At 67.0% G+C, this 17,279-nt stretch carries 12 protein-coding genes and 1 tRNA gene; 11 read left to right on the top strand and 2 right to left on the bottom strand.

All coding sequences use genetic code 11. The features are described 5' to 3' along the window. Positions 1 to 150: 150 nt before the first annotated feature. Positions 151 to 1,206, top strand: coding sequence for a UDP-N-acetylmuramate dehydrogenase (locus tag ACZ5XS_RS41675; protein WP_468660455.1), 1,056 nt, complete (start codon positions 151 to 153; stop codon positions 1,204 to 1,206). A 40-nt stretch (positions 1,207 to 1,246) separates the two neighbouring features. Here ACZ5XS_RS41675 and ACZ5XS_RS41670 read toward each other — a convergent pair whose 3' ends face one another. Together ACZ5XS_RS41670 and ACZ5XS_RS41665 are read right to left on the bottom strand one after the other, a co-directional pair. Next, the gene (locus ACZ5XS_RS41670) at positions 1,247 to 2,278 is read right to left on the bottom strand and encodes an adenosine deaminase (protein ID WP_468660453.1); all 1,032 of its coding nucleotides are present in this window, start codon (positions 2,276 to 2,278) and stop codon (positions 1,247 to 1,249) included. A 126-nt stretch (positions 2,279 to 2,404) separates the two neighbouring features. Continuing rightward, positions 2,405 to 3,631, bottom strand: a complete 1,227-nt coding sequence (locus ACZ5XS_RS41665; RefSeq protein WP_468660451.1) for a pyridoxal phosphate-dependent aminotransferase — start codon at positions 3,629 to 3,631, stop codon at positions 2,405 to 2,407. Between the two features lie 286 nt (positions 3,632 to 3,917). On the opposite strand from ACZ5XS_RS41665, the gene ACZ5XS_RS41660 reads away from it, so the two are divergent. The 10 genes from ACZ5XS_RS41660 to ACZ5XS_RS41615 all read left to right on the top strand — a co-directional run bounded on the left by ACZ5XS_RS41660 (position 3,918) and on the right by ACZ5XS_RS41615 (position 17,216). Next, positions 3,918 to 3,990 (top strand) — tRNA-Trp (locus ACZ5XS_RS41660). A gap of 108 nt (positions 3,991 to 4,098) precedes the next feature. Beyond that, positions 4,099 to 4,386 carry a preprotein translocase subunit SecE gene (secE, locus tag ACZ5XS_RS41655; protein ID WP_217237711.1) on the top strand — a complete coding sequence of 96 codons (288 nt, stop codon included), beginning with the start codon at positions 4,099 to 4,101 and terminating at the stop codon, positions 4,384 to 4,386. Positions 4,387 to 4,463: 77 nt separating this feature from the next. Beyond that, entirely contained in the window at positions 4,464 to 5,375 is a 912-nt protein-coding gene (gene nusG, locus ACZ5XS_RS41650; RefSeq protein ID WP_468660449.1) for a transcription termination/antitermination protein NusG, read from the top strand. A 185-nt stretch (positions 5,376 to 5,560) separates the two neighbouring features. Beyond that, a complete protein-coding gene (gene rplK, locus ACZ5XS_RS41645; protein WP_020135826.1) occupies positions 5,561 to 5,995 on the top strand; it encodes a 50S ribosomal protein L11 in 435 nt (144 codons plus the stop codon). 76 nt (positions 5,996 to 6,071) lie between these two features. Further along, positions 6,072 to 6,797, top strand: coding sequence for a 50S ribosomal protein L1 (rplA, locus tag ACZ5XS_RS41640; protein ID WP_217237709.1), 726 nt, complete (start codon positions 6,072 to 6,074; stop codon positions 6,795 to 6,797). A gap of 120 nt (positions 6,798 to 6,917) precedes the next feature. After that, positions 6,918 to 7,778 carry an SCO4651 family lipoprotein gene (locus ACZ5XS_RS41635; RefSeq protein WP_468660446.1) on the top strand — a complete coding sequence of 287 codons (861 nt, stop codon included), beginning with the start codon at positions 6,918 to 6,920 and terminating at the stop codon, positions 7,776 to 7,778. A 307-nt stretch (positions 7,779 to 8,085) separates the two neighbouring features. Then, the gene (rplJ, locus tag ACZ5XS_RS41630) at positions 8,086 to 8,616 is read left to right on the top strand and encodes a 50S ribosomal protein L10 (protein ID WP_217237707.1); all 531 of its coding nucleotides are present in this window, start codon (positions 8,086 to 8,088) and stop codon (positions 8,614 to 8,616) included. 125 nt (positions 8,617 to 8,741) lie between these two features. After that, positions 8,742 to 9,125 carry a 50S ribosomal protein L7/L12 gene (gene rplL / locus ACZ5XS_RS41625; protein WP_468660444.1) on the top strand — a complete coding sequence of 128 codons (384 nt, stop codon included), beginning with the start codon at positions 8,742 to 8,744 and terminating at the stop codon, positions 9,123 to 9,125. Between the two features lie 611 nt (positions 9,126 to 9,736). Next, positions 9,737 to 13,222 (top strand): DNA-directed RNA polymerase subunit beta, encoded by a 3,486-nt coding sequence (gene rpoB, locus ACZ5XS_RS41620; RefSeq protein ID WP_217237705.1) that lies wholly within the window; start codon positions 9,737 to 9,739, stop codon positions 13,220 to 13,222. A 94-nt stretch (positions 13,223 to 13,316) separates the two neighbouring features. Then, positions 13,317 to 17,216 (top strand): DNA-directed RNA polymerase subunit beta', encoded by a 3,900-nt coding sequence (locus ACZ5XS_RS41615; RefSeq protein WP_468660442.1) that lies wholly within the window; start codon positions 13,317 to 13,319, stop codon positions 17,214 to 17,216. Positions 17,217 to 17,279 lie beyond the last annotated feature (63 nt).

The raw sequence follows: 17,279 nt of genomic DNA, 5'->3' as shown, positions 1-17,279 counted from the left end.
GCAGCGGTTGGCGCGTCAACGCCGGCACCTCGATGAGCAACCGATTCCGCGCCGTTCCGAGGACGGACACCCCCCGACACGGCCCCGACCCCCACGCAGGCATCTGCGCCGCAACCGAAGCGGTCAGCCCCGTCTCGTAGTCTTGGGCGCGTGCAGGAACTCCACGATGCCCCCCTCGCCCCGCTGACCACCTTCCGGCTCGGCGGCCCCGCGACCCGCCTGGTCACCGCGAGGACCGACGCCGAGGTGATCGCGGCCGTCCGAGAGGCCGACGACAGCGGCACGCCCCTGCTGCTCATCGGCGGCGGATCGAACCTGGTCATCGGCGACAACGGCTTCGCGGGCACCGCACTCGTCATCGCCACCAAGGGCTTCGCCCTCGACGGCACCAGCCTGGAGCTGGCCGCCGGCGAGGTGTGGACCGACGCCGTCGCCCGCACCGTGGACGCCGGACTCGCCGGCATCGAGTGCCTGGCCGGCATCCCCGGCTCGGCGGGCGCGACCCCCATCCAGAACGTGGGGGCGTACGGCCAGGAGGTCTCCTCGACGATCACCGAGGTGACCGCCTACGACCGGATCACGCGGGAGACGGTCACGATCCCGAACGCCGACTGCGCCTTCTCGTACCGGCACAGCCGCTTCAAGGCCACTCCGGAGCGCTACGTCGTCCTGCGCGTCCGTTTCGAGCTGGAGGACGCGGACGGACTGTCCGCTCCTCTCAAGTACGCCGAGACCGCCCGCGCCCTCGGTGTGGAACCCGGCGACCGCGTGCCGCTCGCCGACGCCCGCGAGACGGTACTGAAGCTGCGCTCCGGCAAGGGCATGGTCCTGGACCCGGAAGATCACGACACCTGGTCGGCCGGCTCCTTCTTCACCAACCCGATCCTCACCGAGGAGGAGTTCGCGGCCTTCCACGCGCGCGTGCGTGAGCGGCTGGGCGAGGGCGTGGCGCCGCCCTCGTACCCGGCGGGGGAGGGCCGCACCAAGACCTCCGCGGCCTGGCTGATCGACAAGGCGGGCTTCACCAAGGGCTACGGCACCGGACCCGCCCGCATCTCCACCAAGCACACCCTCGCCCTCACCAACCGCGGCGCGGCGACCACCGAGGACCTCCTCGCGCTGGCCCGCGAGGTGGTCACCGGCGTCCGTGACGCCTTCGGGGTGACGCTGGTCAACGAGCCGGTGACAGTCGGCGTCAGCCTGTAAAGCCGACCCCGACCCGAGCCGACCCCGACCCCGGCGGTCCTCAAGCCGCGAGCCAGTCGTCCACCCCCGCCAGCAGTTTCGCTTTCGTGTCGTCGGGGGCGGCCGAGCCACGGATCGACTGTCGGGCCAGCTCCGCCAGCTCCAGGTCCGTGAAGGCATGGTGCCGGCGGGCGATCTCGTACTGGGCGGCCAGACGGGAACCGAACAGAAGCGGATCGTCGGCGCCCAGCGCCATCGGCACACCCGCCTCGAACAACGTCCGCAGCGGCACGTCCTCGGGCTTCTCGTACACACCCAGCGCCACGTTCGACGCCGGACACACCTCACACGTCACACCGCGCTCCGCGAGCCGCTTCAGCAGGCGCGGATCCTCCGCCGCCCGGACCCCGTGTCCGAGCCGGTTCGCGTGCAGGTCGTCGAGGCAGTCCCGTACCGAGTACGGCCCCGTCAGCTCGCCGCCGTGCGGCGCCGACAGCAGGCCGCCCTCGCGCGCGATGGCGAAGGCGCGGTCGAAGTCCCTCGCCAGCCCCCGGCGCTCGTCGTTGGACAGTCCGAAGCCGACGACACCACGGTCCGCGTACCGCACCGCCAGGCGGGCCAGCGTCCGCGCGTCCAGCGGGTGCTTCATACGGTTCGCGGCGACCAGGACCCGCATGCCGAGGCCCGTCTCGCGCGATGTCGTCTCCACCGCGTCCAGGATGACTTCCAGCGCCGGGATCAGACCGCCCAGGCGCGGGGCGTACGACGTCGGGTCGACCTGGATCTCCAGCCAGCCGGAGCCGTCCTTCAGGTCCTCCTCCGCGGCCTCCCGCACCAGGCGCCGGATGTCCTCGGGCTCTCTGAGGCACGAGCGCGCCGCGTCGTACAGGCGCTGGAAGCGGAACCAGCCCCGTTCGTCCGTCGCCCGCAACTGCGGCGGTTCCCCGCTGGTCAGGGCCTCGCTGAGCACCTCGGGCAGGCGCACGCCGTACTTGTCGGCCAGCTCCAGCACGGTGCCGGGCCGCATAGAACCGGTGAAGTGCAGGTGCAGATGGGCTTTGGGCAGCTCAGAGACATCACGTACACGCTCCATTCCAGGATCCTGCCGTACGTCCCTGCCGTCCCGGTAGCGCTTTCCCCTTTAGTGGTCTTGCTCGCACAAACAAACACAGGGCGGTCACCCACGGATCTCCGTAGGTGACCGCCCTGTGACGGAAACTCAGTCCCGGGCCTCGGCCAGGAGCTTCTGGATCCGCGAGACACCCTCGACGAGGTCCTCGTCCCCGAGGGCGTACGACAGCCGCAGATAGCCCGGCGTGCCGAAGGCCTCGCCCGGGACGACCGCGACCTCGGCCTCCTCCAGGATCAGCGCCGCCAGCGCGACCGTGTCCTGCGGACGCTTGCCGCGGATCTCCTTGCCGAGCAGGCCCTTCACCGAGGGGTACGCGTAGAAGGCACCCTCGGGCTCGGGGCAGACGACGCCGTCGATCTCGTTGAGCATCCGCACGATCGTCTTGCGACGGCGGTCGAAGGCCTCCCGCATCGTCGCGACGGCGTCCAGTCCACCCGACACCGCGGCCAGCGCCGCGACCTGGGCCACGTTCGACACGTTGGAGGTGGCATGCGACTGGAGGTTCGTCGCGGCCTTCACGACGTCCTTCGGGCCGATGATCCAGCCGACCCGCCAGCCCGTCATGGCGTAGGTCTTGGCGACGCCGTTGACGACGATGCACTTGTCCCGCAGCTCCGGCAGGATCGCGGGCAGCGACGTGAACTTCGCGTCGCCGTAGACCAGGTGCTCGTAGATCTCGTCCGTCATCACCCACAGGCCGTGCTCGACGGCCCAGCGGCCGATCGCCTCGGCGTCCTCGGCGCTGTAGACCGCGCCGGTCGGGTTGGAGGGGGACACGAAGAGGACGACCTTCGTCCTGTCCGTGCGAGCCGCCTCCAGCTGCTCCACGCTGACGCGGTAGCCGGTCGTCTCGTCCGCGACGACGTCGACGGGGACACCGCCGGCCAGCCGGATCGACTCCGGGTACGTCGTCCAGTACGGCGCCGGGACGATGACCTCGTCGCCCGGGTCGAGGATCGCGGCGAAGGCTTCGTAGATGGCCTGCTTTCCGCCATTGGTGACGAGGATCTGCGCCGGGTCGACCTCGTAGTCCGAGTCGCGCAGCGTCTTCGCGGCGATCGCGGCCTTCAGCTCGGGAAGACCACCGGCCGGCGTGTAGCGGTGGTACTTGGGGTTCTTGCAGGCCTCGACGGCCGCCTCGACGATGTAGTCCGGGGTCGGGAAGTCGGGCTCACCGGCGCCGAAGCCGATCACCGGCCGGCCGGCCGCCTTCAGGGCCTTGGCCTTGGCGTCCACGGCGAGAGTGGCGGACTCGGAGATCGCGCCGACTCGGGCGGAGACCCGGCGCTCGGTGGGAGGGGTTGCAGGGCTCATGGGGCCCATCGTTCCAGACCGGAAACGACCCCGGCACGCGGGTTTCACAGACTGAACATGTGCGGGCAAACCCCTGGACACCCATCCTGATCCCCGCCACGGCCAGGGCGATCTTCAGTCGATCTTCCGCCGTTCTTCCCGCGGCAGGGCTCTAACGGGCGCTTTCTGTTCGACGAGGACGCACGGAACACGTACACTCTCACCTCGTTGGCCCTCAGCAGCCTGCGCTCAACCGGTGCACACCGAGCACTCGGTCGGATGCGGTACGTTGTTGGGGAACACGCAAAGGGTCGTAGCTCAATTGGTAGAGCACTGGTCTCCAAAACCAGCGGTTGGGGGTTCAAGTCCCTCCGGCCCTGCTACACACTCCTTCGCCAGGATGTGTGCGCATGTACGTACAGCAATGCACCGCCGTGCGGCTCAGACCGGGCGCGGCACGGCCACGACCCGGAATCAGGTGAGGACGAGTGACGGACGCCGTGGGCTCCATCGACATGCCTGATGCCCAGGACGAGGCGCCGGAGTCCCAGAAGAAGACTCGTAAGGGCGGAAAGCGTGCCAAGAAGGGCCCGCTGAAGCGCCTCGCTCTCTTCTACCGCCAGATTGTCGCTGAGCTTCGCAAGGTCGTATGGCCTACGCGCAACCAGCTGACGACGTACACGACCGTTGTGATCGTCTTCGTCGTTATTATGATCGGCTTGGTCACCCTGATCGACTATGGGCTCGACAACGCCGCCAAGTACGTCTTTGGCTGAGCCAAGAGCGAAGGGCGCCGTCACCGGCGCCCCTTTCGCGTGTTCCACCCCCATGTATCCAGGAAGAAGCAGCCACCGTGTCTGACCCGAACCTGAACGAGGCCGTCGAGCCGGACCAGTCCGTGGATGACGAACTCGACATCGTCGAGGGCGCGGACGAGGCAGACGAGCTCGAGGCTGCGGAAGCCGAACTGGGTGAGCCCGCCGAGGAAGCCGCCGTACACGTCGACGACGAGACCGTCGAGGACGATTCCGCTGAGGACGAGACCGCCGAGGCTGCTGAGTCAGTCGAGGACGAGTCCGCCGAGGACGCCGAGGACGAGGCCGTCGCGGAAGAGGAAGAGGACGTCGAGGAGGAGCCGGCCGAGCCGGTCGACCCCGTCGCCGCCCTGCGCGAGGAACTGCGCACCCTCCCCGGCGAGTGGTACGTCATCCACACGTACGCCGGTTACGAGAACCGCGTGAAGACCAACCTCGAGCAGCGTGCCGTCTCGCTGAACGTCGAGGACTTCATCTTCCAGGCCGAGGTGCCGCAGGAAGAGGTCGCGCAGATCAAGAACGGCGAGCGCAAGACCGTCCGTCAGAACAAGCTCCCCGGTTACGTCCTGGTGCGCATGGACCTGACGAACGAGTCCTGGGGTGTCGTCCGCAACACCCCCGGCGTCACCGGCTTCGTGGGCAACGCCTACGACCCGTACCCGCTGACCCTGGACGAGATCGTCAAGATGCTCGCCCCGGAGGCCGAGGAGAAGGCCGCCCGCGAGGCCGCCGAGGCCGAGGGCAAGCCCGCTCCGCAGCGCAAGGTCGAGGTCCAGGTGCTGGACTTCGAGGTCGGCGACTCGGTCACCGTCACCGACGGCCCGTTCGCCACGCTGCAGGCGACCATCAACGAGATCAACCCCGACTCGAAGAAGGTCAAGGGTCTCGTCGAGATCTTCGGCCGCGAGACGCCGGTCGAGCTGTCGTTCGACCAGATCCAGAAGAACTAACTAGTCCTCCACTGGTTCCCATCTGGACCCACCGCGTCCGAGCAGGTCAGAAGGGCTGTCAAAAGCCCCTCTGACCTGCTCGGTTTTTGGCCGCACATCTATACCCGTTATCGTTGTGCGGTATGCCTTCATCTGGGACGCGACCCGGGTGGGGGTAGACCCGAATCGAAAGGACCCGGAGAGCAATGCCTCCCAAGAAGAAGAAGGTCACGGGGCTCATCAAGCTCCAGATCCAGGCCGGTGCCGCCAACCCGGCTCCGCCGGTCGGCCCCGCGCTGGGTCAGCACGGCGTCAACATCATGGAGTTCTGCAAGGCGTACAACGCCGCGACCGAGTCGCAGCGTGGCTGGGTGATCCCGGTGGAGATCACGGTCTACGAGGACCGTTCCTTCACCTTCATCACCAAGACGCCGCCGGCCGCCAAGATGATCCTCAAGGCCGCGGGCATCGAGAAGGGCTCCGGCGAGCCGCACAAGACCAAGGTCGCCAAGATCACCCAGGCGCAGGTCCGCGAGATCGCCACGACCAAGCTCCCCGACCTCAACGCCAACGACCTGGACGCCGCCGCGAAGATCATCGCCGGTACCGCGCGTTCCATGGGCGTCACGGTCGAGGGCTGAGCCCCAACCTCCCAGCAGTAGTGGCAGGGCCTGCTCGGCCCGCACCACGACTCCTCAAGAACCCTCAGGAGCAGTAGTGAGCAAGCGCAGCAAGTCTCTCCGCGCTGCGGACGCCAAGATCGACCGGGACAAGTTCTACGCCCCGCTCGAGGCCGTCCGTCTCGCCAAGGAGACCTCCACCAGCAAGTTCGACGGCACCGTCGAGGTCGCCTTCCGCCTGGGTGTCGACCCGCGCAAGGCCGACCAGATGGTCCGTGGCACCGTGAACCTCCCGCACGGCACCGGTAAGACCGCCCGGGTCCTGGTCTTCGCGACCGGTGACCGTGCCGAGGCCGCTCGTGCCGCGGGCGCCGACATCGTCGGCGCCGACGAGCTCATCGACGAGGTGTCGAAGGGCCGTCTGGACTTCGACGCCGTCGTCGCCACCCCGGACCTCATGGGCAAGGTCGGCCGCCTTGGCCGCGTGCTCGGTCCCCGTGGTCTCATGCCGAACCCCAAGACCGGCACCGTCACGCCGGACGTGGTCAAGGCCGTCACCGAGATCAAGGGCGGCAAGATCGAGTTCCGCGTCGACAAGCACTCGAACCTGCACTTCATCATCGGCAAGGTGTCGTTCGACGACACCAAGCTGGTGGAGAACTACGGCGCGGCCCTGGACGAGATCCTTCGTCTGAAGCCGTCCGCCGCCAAGGGCCGCTACATCAAGAAGGCCGCGCTGAGCACCACGATCGGTCCCGGCATTCCGCTCGACCCGAACCGCACCCGCAACCTCCTCGTCGAGGAGGACCCGGCGTCGGTCTGAGTCTGACGACTCGCCCTGTCGGCGACGGGCCCCGCACCTGAATGGTGCGGGGCCCGTTCCTGTGTCCGGGGGTCGTGTCCTGGGTTAGCGTGCGGACACGGCAATGGCACAGGGGGACGTATGAAGTGCACGAAGGGGCGCCGCGTCGCCCTCGCGGTCGCGTCGGCGACCGTGCTGACCGCGGTGACCGCGTGTACGTCCTCCGAGCCCTCCGCGGAGCCCGAGAAGGACCGCCGGGCGGCCTCCGAGCTCCTCCCGGCCCTGCGGGCCGCCGAGCGGTCCACCGACCGGGCCGAGTCGGCCAGGGTGCGCTCCACGACGGTCATGGGCAGCCAGCTGTCCATCGAGTCCGACGGTGCCCTCGACTGGGGCAGCACGCTCACCGGCACCCTGACCATCACGTACACCGGCGGTACGACGGCCGAGACGATGCGCGGGCTCGGCATCACGTCGATGGAGGCCCGCTATCTGTCCGACGCCTACTACGCGCGGATGGGCGACGCGTTCGCCGCGAAGGCCGGCGGCAAGCACTGGCTCAAGTACGTGTACGAGGACCTCGAGACTCTCGGCGGCGGGGGCGCGAACTTCGCGGACCAGATACGCAACACCACGCCGAACCAGTCGGTGAAGCTGCTCCTGGACTCCGCGGACGTGCGCAGAGTCGGCGTGGAGACGGTGAGCGGACAGGCCGCCACGCACTACTCCGGCACGGTCCGGGTGAGTGACGTCGCCGACGCCGAGCTGAGAAAGCAGCTCGAACAGGCCGGCCTCACCACGCAGACCGTCGACATCTGGGTCGGCGACCACGACCTGCTGGTCAAGAAGGTCGAGAAGGGCCGGATGGCCACCGGCGAGCTGACCCAGACCGCGTACTACAGCGACTACGGCACGCGGGTCTCCGTACGCAGGCCTCCGGCCGCCGACACCAAGGACTTCAAGGAACTGCTGGGGGAGCAGGGCGGCGACAGCCCGGCCCCTTGAGCCCGGACCCCGTCGAGAGCTGAGCCCCGTACGAGCGGATTTGCTCGACGGCGATCCGGTCGCGTACTCTCCTGGAGAAGCCAAAGACCGCTGGTCGTTGCCGTGTGCTCGTAAGAGGGCGCGGTGACCGAAGGATCCGCTGAACTGCGGACGACCCGCGCAGGTGAATGTGGATGTACTCCCGGAGCTCGCTGCTCACGCTGCGAATGTCCGGTGGAGCTACGCCCCGTGCGCCTGCGCCGGGGCGTTTCGTTTGTCCCAGCCCCTTCTGAGCGGTCCTCATCACCCGGAAGGAGGCCGACGCTCTATGGCAAGGCCCGACAAGGCTGCCGCGGTGGCCGAGCTCGCGGAGCAGTTCCGCAGCTCGAATGCTGCCGTGCTGACCGAGTACCGGGGTCTCACCGTGGCGCAGCTCAAGACGCTGCGTCGTTCGCTCGGTGAGAACGCCCAGTACGCCGTGGTGAAGAACACGCTGACCAAGATTGCGGCCAACGAGGCCGGCATCTCGACGCTCGACGACCTGTTCAACGGTCCGACGGCGGTCGCCTTCGTCACCGGTGACCCGGTGGAGTCGGCGAAGGGTCTTCGTGACTTCGCCAAGGACAACCCGAACCTCGTCATCAAGGGCGGTGTCCTTGACGGCAAGGTGCTGTCCGCCGACGAGATCAAGAAGCTTGCGGACCTCGAGTCCCGCGAGGTTCTGCTCTCCAAGCTGGCGGGTGCCTTCAAGGGCAAGCAGACTCAGGCTGCTCAGGTCTTCCAGGCGCTCCCGTCGAAGCTCGTCCGCACCGTGGACGCTCTTCGCGCCAAGCAGGACGAGCAGGGCGGTGCCGAGTAATTCGGCTCGCGAAATGACCGCCGCCTGAGGCAGCCCGCCTGAAGCAGCGGTTGTAGCGGGCCGAACGTACGCCCGCCATACATGTACATCCCGGCACCAGCCGAAAAGTGGAAGGATCGCCCCTCATGGCGAAGCTCAGCCAGGAAGACCTGCTCGCGCAGTTCGAAGAGATGACCCTCATCGAGCTCTCCGAGTTCGTGAAGGCGTTCGAGGAGAAGTTCGACGTCACCGCCGCCGCCGCGGTCGCCGTTGCCGGCCCCGCTGCCCCCGGCGCCCCGGTCGAGGCTGCCGAGGAGCAGGACGAGTTCGACGTCGTCCTCACCGGCGCCGGCGAGAAGAAGATCCAGGTCATCAAGGTCGTGCGCGAGCTGACCTCCCTGGGCCTCAAGGAGGCCAAGGACCTCGTGGACGGCGCCCCGAAGCCCGTCCTCGAGAAGGTCGCCAAGGAGGCCGCCGAGAAGGCTGCCGAGTCCCTCAAGGCCGCCGGCGCCTCCGTCGAGGTCAAGTGACCCCAGAGTCCACGGGACTCTCCTGCTAGCTGACACGGTCCCTCTGAGAGGGCTGTAACGCTGACGCACCGAAGAGCGATCATCCATCCGGGTGGTCGCTCTTCGGCGTTCCGGGGAGCCGGGCGCGACTGCCTTGCACCGACGTTCGTGCGGAGTATGGTGATCTTCGTCGTGTCTCCGGGCGCCCCCGGTGCAGGCTGCACGTGACGAGCGCAGCATCCGGTTCGGGCAAGGAGGGCCTTGACGAACCGCACGCAGCGCGCAATTCTCAGGACGCGTCGTCACAAGGATCCGAATCCGAGGCATGGATCGGCGACGAAGAGGGCAGTATCAACGTGCGTTGAGGACGTGGGCTTGCCGAAGGTGTTGAGAACAACGAGGGTCTCAAAAACCCGAGCTGGACATCAGTGTGCCAAGTGGCTACACTGACCCTTTGCGCTGCCTGTTAGCTGCCTCCTGCCCGTCACCAGGGGCATACCCTCACTCGAGCACCGACGAACAGACAGAATCTGACCTGGCTCTCTGAGCCGGTGCGGGAAATGTCTGTCTCTGTGTCCGGGAGAGGGACCGGTACGCGCGTAGTGAGTCCGAGCCCTCGGAAGGACCCCCTCTTGGCCGCCTCGCGCACTGCCTCGACCGCGAATACGAACAACGGCGCCAGCACCGCCCCGCTGCGCATCTCCTTTGCAAAGATCAAGGAGCCCCTCGAGGTTCCGAACCTTCTTGCGCTGCAAACCGAGAGCTTCGACTGGCTGCTCGGCAACGACGCGTGGAAGGCTCGTGTCGAGGCGGCTCTGGAGTCCGGTCAGGACGTCCCCACCAAGTCCGGTCTGGAGGAGATCTTCGAGGAGATCTCTCCGATCGAGGACTTCTCCGGGTCGATGTCGCTGACGTTCCGCGACCACCGTTTCGAGCCTCCCAAGAACAGCATCGACGAGTGCAAGGACCGCGACTTCACGTACGCGGCCCCGCTCTTCGTCACCGCCGAGTTCACCAACAACGAGACCGGCGAGATCAAGTCCCAGACGGTCTTCATGGGCGACTTCCCGCTCATGACCGGCAAGGGCACCTTCGTCATCAACGGCACCGAGCGTGTCGTGGTGTCGCAGCTGGTCCGCTCGCCCGGCGTCTACTTCGACTCCTCCATCGACAAGACGTCCGACAAGGACATCTTCTCCGCCAAGATCATCCCGTCCCGGGGTGCCTGGCTGGAGATGGAGATCGACAAGCGCGACATGGTCGGTGTGCGCATCGACCGCAAGCGCAAGCAGTCCGTCACCGTCCTGCTCAAGGCTCTCGGCTGGACCACCGAGCAGATCCTCGAGGAGTTCGGCGAGTACGAGTCCATGCGCGCCACCCTGGAGAAGGACCACACCCAGGGCCAGGACGACGCGCTGCTCGACATCTACCGCAAGCTGCGTCCGGGCGAGCCCCCGACGCGTGAGGCCGCGCAGACCCTGCTCGAGAACCTCTACTTCAACCCCAAGCGCTACGACCTGGCCAAGGTCGGCCGCTACAAGGTCAACAAGAAGCTGGGTGGGGACGCTCCGCTGAACGCGGGTGTCCTGACCGTCGAGGACGTCATCTCGACGATCAAGTACCTGGTGAAGCTGCACGCAGGCGAGACCGAGACGGCCACTGACAACGGCACGACGATCGTCGTCGAGACCGACGACATCGACCACTTCGGCAACCGTCGTCTGCGCAGCGTCGGCGAGCTCATCCAGAACCAGGTCCGTACGGGTCTGGCGCGTATGGAGCGAGTCGTCCGCGAGCGCATGACGACCCAGGACGTCGAGGCGATCACGCCGCAGACCCTGATCAACATCCGGCCGGTCGTCGCCTCCATCAAGGAGTTCTTCGGCACCAGCCAGCTGTCGCAGTTCATGGACCAGAACAACCCGCTGTCGGGTCTCACCCACAAGCGCCGTCTGTCGGCGCTCGGCCCGGGTGGTCTCTCCCGTGAGCGGGCCGGCTTCGAGGTCCGTGACGTGCACCCGTCCCACTACGGCCGCATGTGCCCGATCGAGACGCCTGAAGGCCCGAACATCGGTCTGATCGGCTCGCTCGCCTCCTACGGCCGCGTCAACGCGTTCGGTTTCGTCGAGACGCCGTACCGCCGGGTCACCGACGGTGTCGTCACCGACGAGGTCGACTACCTCACGGCCGACGAAGAGGACCGATTCGTCATCGCGCAGGCCAACGCCACGCTCAATGACGACATGCGTTTCACCGAGAACCGCGTCCTGGTCCGCCGTCGTGGCGGCGAGGTCGACTACGTCCCCGGTGACGACGTGGACTACATGGACGTCTCGCCGCGCCAGATGGTGTCGGTCGCGACCGCCATGATCCCGTTCCTCGAGCACGACGACGCCAACCGTGCCCTCATGGGCGCGAACATGATGCGTCAGGCCGTGCCGCTCATCAAGTCCGAGTCCCCGCTCGTCGGCACCGGCATGGAGTACCGCTCCGCGGTCGACGCCGGCGACGTGGTCAAGGCCGAGAAGGCGGGTGTGGTCCAGGAGGTCTCCGCGGACTACATCACCACCGCCAACGACGACGGCACGTACATCACGTACCGCCTGGCCAAGTTCGCCCGTTCCAACCAGGGCACCTCGGTCAACCAGAAGGTCATCGTCAACGAGGGCGACCGGATCATCGACGGCCAGGTCCTGGCCGACGGTCCGGCCACCGAGAACGGCGAGATGGCGCTGGGCAAGAACCTGCTCGTGGCGTTCATGCCGTGGGAGGGTCACAACTACGAGGACGCGATCATCCTGTCGCAGCGCCTCGTGCAGGACGACGTCCTCTCCTCGATCCACATCGAGGAGCACGAGGTCGACGCCCGTGACACCAAGCTCGGCCCGGAGGAGATCACCCGGGACATCCCGAACGTCTCCGAGGAGGTCCTCGCCGACCTCGACGAGCGCGGCATCATCCGTATCGGTGCCGAGGTCGTCGCCGGCGACATCCTGGTCGGCAAGGTCACGCCCAAGGGTGAGACCGAGCTGACCCCGGAGGAGCGCCTGCTCCGTGCGATCTTCGGTGAGAAGGCGCGCGAGGTGCGCGACACCTCGCTGAAGGTGCCGCACGGCGAGATCGGCAAGGTCATCGGCGTCCGCGTCTTCGACCGTGAGGAAGGCGACGAGCTGCCGCCGGGCGTGAACCAGCTGGTTCGTGTCTACGTGGCGCAGAAGCGCAAGATCACGGACGGTGACAAGCTCGCCGGCCGTCACGGCAACAAGGGCGTCATCTCCAAGATCCTTCCCATCGAGGACATGCCGTTCCTCGAGGACGGGACCCCGGTCGACATCATCCTGAACCCGCTGGGTGTGCCGTCCCGAATGAACCCGGGACAGGTCCTGGAGATCCACCTCGGCTGGCTCGCCAGCCGCGGCTGGGACGTCTCCGGCCTCGGTGAGGACTGGGCGAAGCGCCTGCAGGTCATCGGCGCCGACCAGGTCGACCCGGGCACGAACGTCGCCACCCCCGTCTTCGACGGTGCGCGTGAGGACGAGCTCGCGGGTCTGCTGCAGCACACCATCCCGAACCGCGACGGCGAGCGCATGGTGCAGCCGACCGGTAAGGCGAGGATGTTCGACGGCCGCTCCGGCGAGCCGTTCCCGGAGCCGATCTCGGTCGGTTACATGTACATCCTCAAGCTCCACCACCTGGTCGACGACAAGCTGCACGCCCGGTCGACCGGTCCGTACTCGATGATCACCCAGCAGCCGCTGGGTGGTAAGGCCCAGTTCGGTGGCCAGCGCTTCGGTGAGATGGAGGTGTGGGCGCTGGAGGCTTATGGCGCCGCGTACGCCCTCCAGGAGCTGCTGACCATCAAGTCCGACGACGTCACCGGCCGCGTGAAGGTCTACGAGGCCATCGTCAAGGGCGAGAACATTCCCGAGCCCGGCATCCCCGAGTCCTTCAAGGTGCTCATCAAGGAGATGCAGTCCCTGTGCCTCAACGTGGAGGTGCTGTCCTCGGACGGCATGTCCATCGAGATGCGCGACACCGACGAGGACGTCTTCCGCGCTGCGGAGGAGCTTGGCATCGACCTGTCCCGGCGTGAGCCGAGCAGCGTCGAAGAGGTCTGACGGGAGTTCGGAGGCCTTCGCCATGAAGGCCTCCGGCCCCAGGACCCCCGTATCAGACCCCATGACTTACAACCCTGAGAGGGATTGACGCATAGTGCTCGACGTCAACTTCTTCGACGAGCTCCGGATCGGTCTGGCCACCGCTGACGACATCCGTCAGTGGAGCCACGGCGAGGTCAAGAAGCCCGAGACGATCAACTACCGCACACTCAAGCCCGAAAAGGACGGACTCTTCTGCGAGAAGATCTTCGGTCCTACCCGGGACTGGGAGTGCTACTGCGGCAAGTACAAGCGCGTCCGCTTCAAGGGCATCATCTGTGAGCGCTGTGGCGTAGAGGTCACGCGCGCCAAGGTGCGTCGTGAGCGGATGGGCCACATCGAGCTCGCCGCTCCCGTCACGCACATCTGGTACTTCAAGGGCGTTCCGTCGCGGCTGGGCTACCTGCTCGACCTCGCCCCGAAGGACCTCGAGAAGGTCATCTACTTCGCGGCGTACATGATCACGTACGTCGACGAGGAGCGCCGCACCCGCGACCTGCCCTCCCTGGAGGCGCACGTCTCCGTCGAGCGGCAGCAGGTCGAGAACCGCCGGGACTCCGACCTGGAGGCCCGCGCCAAGAAGCTCGAGACCGACCTGGCCGAGCTCGAGGCCGAGGGTGCCAAGGCCGACGTGCGCCGCAAGGTGCGCGAAGGTGCCGAGCGGGAGATGAAGCAGCTGCGCGACCGTTCGCAGCGCGAGATCGACCGTCTCGACGAGGTGTGGACCCGGTTCAAGAACCTCAAGGTCCAGGACCTCGAGGGCGACGAACTGCTCTACCGCGAGCTCCGTGACCGCTTCGGCACGTACTTCGACGGTTCGATGGGTGCCGCGGCGCTGCAGAAGCGCCTGGAGTCCTTCGACCTGGACGAAGAGGCCGAGCGGCTTCGCGAGATCATCCGTACCGGCAAGGGCCAGAAGAAGACCCGTGCGCTGAAGCGGCTGAAGGTCGTGTCTGCCTTCCTGCAGACCTCCAACAGCCCCAAGGGCATGGTCCTCGACTGCGTCCCGGTCATCCCGCCGGACCTTCGCCCGATGGTGCAGCTGGACGGTGGCCGCTTCGCGACCTCCGACCTGAACGACCTGTACCGCCGTGTGATCAACCGGAACAACCGCCTGAAGCGGCTTCTCGACCTCGGTGCGCCCGAGATCATCGTGAACAACGAGAAGCGCATGCTCCAGGAGGCCGTGGACGCCCTCTTCGACAACGGTCGTCGTGGTCGCCCGGTCACCGGTCCCGGTAACCGTCCGCTGAAGTCCCTGAGCGACATGCTCAAGGGCAAGCAGGGCCGCTTCCGTCAGAACCTCCTCGGCAAGCGTGTGGACTACTCCGCGCGTTCCGTGATCGTCGTCGGTCCGCAGCTGAAGCTGCACCAGTGCGGTCTGCCGAAGGCGATGGCGCTGGAGCTCTTCAAGCCGTTCGTGATGAAGCGCCTGGTGGACCTGAACCACGCGCAGAACATCAAGAGCGCCAAGCGCATGGTCGAGCGCGGCCGCACGGTCGTGTACGACGTCCTCGAAGAGGTCATCGCCGAGCACCCGGTTCTGCTGAACCGTGCGCCCACCCTGCACCGCCTCGGCATCCAGGCCTTCGAGCCGCAGCTGGTCGAGGGCAAGGCCATCCAGATCCACCCGCTCGTCTGCACCGCGTTCAACGCGGACTTCGACGGTGACCAGATGGCCGTGCACCTTCCGCTGTCCGCGGAGGCGCAGGCCGAGGCCCGCATCCTGATGCTGTCCTCGAACAACATCCTCAAGCCCGCCGACGGCCGTCCGGTGACGATGCCGACCCAGGACATGGTCCTCGGTCTGTTCTTCCTCACCACCGACGGCGAACTGCGTGACACCAAGGGCGAGGGCCGGTCCTTCGGCTCCACGGCCGAGGCGATCATGGCGTTCGACGCCGGCGAGCTCGCGCTGCAGTCGCCGATCGACATCCGCTTCCCGGTGGGCACCATCCCGCCGCGCGGCTGGATGCCGCCGGCGCGCGAGGAGGGCGAGCCCGAGTGGCAGCAGGGGGACACGTTCCGCCTGCGCACCACCCTGGGCCGCGCGCTCTTCAACGAGCTGCTGCCCGAGGACTACCCGTTCGTCGACTACTCGGTGGGCAAGAAGCAGCTCTCCGAGATCGTCAACGACCTCGCCGAGCGCTACCCCAAGGTCATCGTGGCGGCGACGCTCGACAACCTGAAGGCGGCCGGCTTCTTCTGGGCGACCCGCTCCGGCGTCACCGTGGCCATCTCCGACATCGTCGTTCCCGAGGCGAAGAAGGAGATCGTCAAGGGCTTCGAGGCGCTGGACGAGAAGGTCCAGAAGCAGTACGAGCGCGGTCTGATCACCAAGGAAGAGCGCACGCAGGAGCTCATCGCGATCTGGACCAAGGCGACCAACGAGGTCGCCGAGGCGATGAACGAGAACTTCCCCAAGACGAACCCCATCTTCATGATGGTTGACTCGGGTGCCCGAGGAAACATGATGCAGATGCGGCAGATCGCCGGTATGCGTGGTCTGGTGTCGAACGCGAAGAACGAGACCATCCCGCGTCCGATCAAGGCGTCCTTCCGTGAGGGCCTGTCCGTGCTGGAGTACTTCATCTCCACGCACGGTGCCCGTAAGGGTCTGGCGGACACCGCCCTGCGTACCGCCGACTCGGGTTACCTGACCCGTCGTCTGGTGGACGTCTCGCAGGACGTCATCATCCGCGAGGAGGACTGCGGCACCGAGCGCGGTCTGAAGCTGAAGATCGCCACGCGCGGCGCCGACGGTGTGCTGCGCAAGACGGAGGACGTCGAGACCAGCGTCTACGCCCGCATGCTCGCCGAGGACGTCGTCATCGACGGCAAGGTGATCGCGCCGGCCAACGTCGACCTCGGCGATGTCCTGATCGACCAGCTCGTGCACCACGGGGTCGAGGAGGTCAAGACGCGTTCGATCCTGACCTGCGAGTCCCACGTCGGTACCTGCGCGATGTGCTACGGCCGTTCGCTGGCCACCGGCAAGCTGGTCGACATCGGTGAGGCGGTCGGCATCATCGCCGCCCAGTCCATCGGTGAGCCCGGTACCCAGCTGACGATGCGTACCTTCCACACCGGTGGTGTGGCCGGTGACGACATCACCCAGGGTCTGCCCCGTGTCGTCGAGCTCTTCGAGGCTCGTACGCCCAAGGGTGTCGCCCCGATCTCCGAGGCCCAGGGCCGCGTGCGGATCGAGGAGACCGAGAAGACCAAGAAGATCGTCGTCACCCCGGACGACGGCAGCGACGAGACGGCGTTCCCGATCTCGAAGCGTGCCCGACTCCTGGTCAGCGAGGGCGAGCACGTCGAGGTGGGCCAGAAGCTCACCGTGGGTGCCACCAACCCGCACGACGTGCTGCGCATCCTGGGTCAGCGTGCCGTCCAGGTCCACCTGGTCGGCGAGGTCCAGAAGGTCTACAACTCGCAGGGTGTGTCGATCCACGACAAGCACATCGAGATCATCATCCGGCAGATGCTCCGCCGCGTGACGATCATCGAGTCCGGCGACGCCGAGCTGCTGCCCGGCGAGCTGGTCGAGCGGTCGAAGTTCGAGACCGAGAACCGTCGTGTGGTCCAGGAGGGCGGTCACCCGGCCTCCGGTCGTCCGCAGCTGATGGGTATCACCAAGGCCTCGCTGGCGACCGAGTCGTGGCTGTCGGCGGCGTCCTTCCAGGAGACGACCAGGGTTCTGACGGACGCGGCGATCAACGCCAAGTCCGACTCCCTGATCGGCCTCAAGGAGAACGTCATCATCGGTAAGCTCATCCCGGCCGGTACGGGCCTGTCCCGCTACCGCAACATCCGGGTCGAGCCGACCGAGGAGGCCAAGGCCGCGATGTACTCGGCCGTCGGCTACGACGACATCGACTACTCGCCGTTCGGCACGGGCTCCGGCCAGGCCGTTCCGCTGGAGGACTACGACTACGGTCCGTACAACCAGTAGTAGGCGCGCAGGTTGAGTCGAGGGGCGGTCACCTTCCGGGGTGGCCGCCCTTCGGCGTGTCCG

Source organism: Streptomyces sp. NPDC033131 (assembly GCF_055578365.1).
The sequence above is the reverse complement of the archived record's forward strand: the minus strand, read 5'-3'. Positions and strand labels throughout refer to the sequence as shown.

Excerpts from the sequence above, each read along its gene's own strand:
- rplJ (WP_217237707.1), top strand. The coding sequence starts at position 8,086 with ATGGCAAGGCCCGACAAGGCTGCCGCGGTGGCCGAGCTCGCGGAGCAG.
- rplK (WP_020135826.1), top strand. The coding sequence starts at position 5,561 with ATGCCTCCCAAGAAGAAGAAGGTCACGGGGCTCATCAAGCTCCAGATC.
- rplL (WP_468660444.1), top strand. The coding sequence starts at position 8,742 with ATGGCGAAGCTCAGCCAGGAAGACCTGCTCGCGCAGTTCGAAGAGATG.
- ACZ5XS_RS41635 (WP_468660446.1), top strand. The coding sequence starts at position 6,918 with ATGAAGTGCACGAAGGGGCGCCGCGTCGCCCTCGCGGTCGCGTCGGCG.
- ACZ5XS_RS41670 (WP_468660453.1), bottom strand. The coding sequence starts at position 2,278 with ATGGAGCGTGTACGTGATGTCTCTGAGCTGCCCAAAGCCCATCTGCAC.
- ACZ5XS_RS41665 (WP_468660451.1), bottom strand. The coding sequence starts at position 3,631 with ATGAGCCCTGCAACCCCTCCCACCGAGCGCCGGGTCTCCGCCCGAGTC.